General features: G+C 42.1%; 3 protein-coding genes and 1 pseudogene. All 4 read left to right on the plus strand.

Annotation, left to right across the window (positions count from 1 at the left end; genetic code table 11):
• Positions 1-375, plus strand: a pseudogene (locus HC733_RS22060) (transposase); the annotation flags it as partial.
• A gap of 176 nt (positions 376-551) precedes the next feature.
• A complete protein-coding gene (locus HC733_RS22065) occupies positions 552-1,226 on the plus strand; it encodes a hypothetical protein (protein WP_190367127.1) in 675 nt (224 codons plus the stop codon).
• Positions 1,227-1,228: 2 nt separating this feature from the next.
• Entirely contained in the window at positions 1,229-1,504 is a 276-nt protein-coding gene (locus HC733_RS22070; RefSeq protein WP_190367128.1) for a hypothetical protein, read from the plus strand.
• A 136-nt stretch (positions 1,505-1,640) separates the two neighbouring features.
• Complete coding sequence (locus tag HC733_RS22075; protein WP_190367129.1) at positions 1,641-1,847, plus strand: winged helix-turn-helix domain-containing protein; 207 nt, start codon at positions 1,641-1,643, stop codon at positions 1,845-1,847.
• Positions 1,848-1,963: the final 116 nt, after the last annotated feature.

Genomic DNA, 1,963 nt, shown 5'->3' on the forward strand with positions numbered 1-1,963 from the left:
GCCCACACCAGTATTAAAATACGCTGTGCACATGCCACAGAAGGTAAGCAGCCAAAACAACTCGCACGCTTTGCAGGTAGTCCACGAAAACACATGCCCAAAGGGCTACCATTTGAACTAAAAAGCTATCTGGAATTAGTTGAACTGACAGGCAAATGTATTCGGACCGACAAACGGGGCTACATAGAGCAACACCAAGCCCCTATCCTTGAGCGATTGAATATCAAGGCAGACAACTGGCTAAAACTCACTACTCAGTTTGAAAAGGTGTTTCATGGTGCGGTAGGCAAAGAGCATGCAATGGATTTGTATTGCGAGCGACAACAGCATAAGCGAAGACCCAGCATCTCAAATTGCACAATGTTATTAAGCTGACAAAAACCTGATTTCATTTATTTACTTTTATGCCATTCGAAATGGCAGGGATACGTGCGCTTAAAGGATGAGAAATTGAGTAAAAAGCGGGCAGTTTCAGCAATCACTTACCCATGTTAGGCATGACTTTGATAATATCTAGCAACAAAGTTAGTTGTTTTATCATTGAGAAGTAATTGAAAGTTATTTTTAAAGGGCTATTTTTAAAGTGGCTGTCCGCTAAGTTCCGGTCCGCTAAGTTCCCGTCTCGCATAGCAAAGGGCAGCAGCTGGCATTGGGAAGTACCAGATCTTGATAAACGTGTAGAAATGCCGGTTGATTTCCTTGCCGCAATAGAAGGTTTTCGTTTAGTGATAGATACTCAAGGCAAAGAACAACCTGCACAATCAGGCAGTGTAGAGTTTGTTACAGGGCTGAGCAAAGCCCAACAACAAGTAAAAATAGTCCATGCGCAAATAGCTGATTATCCGCACCAAGTGAAAGCGCTCACCATTAACGATAAAGGCACGGAAGTTGTTTTAAATTGGCAAAAAAATACCGCAAACCTTGGGGTAACGTACAAAGTGCTTCGCCAAGATCTTTTAACCAATAGCGAGCAAGTCATAGCGCAAGGGATCAGCTCAAACCAATATATTGACCTGAACCCAGTTAAAAACAAAGCGAGGTATAAAGTCTTTGCTCAGTTTGGAGAGCGCGAAGGCTTAGTTTCAAACACCGTTGATTCTAATGTGCAACATGTTCACGTTTTACCAGCTCGTATTGAGGGCGAGGCGTTCAGTCAGGGTGAAAAAGTGACTGTCCACAGTTCTGCAGTTCTGTTTTTGAGCCTAAACAAGACTCTATTTATGTAAACGTGCGCAATACCCGAGCAGATTATCGTATTTCGGTGAGTAAAGCGGGTAAATACACCCTGCAGCCAAGAGTTTTTCACGATGGCAGCGCGCTCTCCTTTGGTTTGTACTTGAATGAGAAATTACTCAAAGAGATCTCAACAAGTGGCGAAAGTGGTTGGCAGACCCCCAATAAAGTACTCGTAACTTTACCAAAAGGTCAGCATACGCTTTCTGTGCAGCCAATCGGTGAAAGAACGAGGCTATCCCTAAATTGGATTGATGTGAAAAAGCTATAGAACTGGCGACTAACACCACGTTAGCCAAACTCATGATTGAATTCAGCCCTGATTACTGTAGTCTTAGGTAGTTTTGGGCTGTTTGCGAGTATTACTGCCATGTTAATTACAATTATGTACAAAGGTTTTTTATAACATGATCCAGTTTTTAGAGTATGAGTTTGATGAATCACAAACTATCTTGTTTAAGGCTGGGGAAATAGTACCGCTCAACAGTACCCAAACCAATCTGCTTGCTTTATTCATTGCGCAGCCACATAAAGTGCTTAGTAAAGATGATATTTTGGAGCAGGTATGGCAGGGAAAAGTGGTATCTGAGCAGGTTGTTTTTCAAAATATCTGAATCGCCCCGAGTTTGCCAGAGACTCAATAACTTGAGAAACTGGAACTATGAAAAAATCAAATCGCTATACACCAGAATTTCGTGAACGTGCAGTAAGACTTGTTACTACTCAACAG

The sequence above is a fragment of the Pseudoalteromonas sp. S16_S37 genome, from assembly GCF_014694405.1.
Lineage (GTDB): Bacteria > Pseudomonadota > Gammaproteobacteria > Enterobacterales > Alteromonadaceae > Pseudoalteromonas.

Coding starts and splice junctions, on each gene's coding strand:
- HC733_RS22075 (WP_190367129.1), top strand. CDS start 1,641: ATGATCCAGTTTTTAGAGTATGAGTTTGATGAATCACAAACTATCTTG.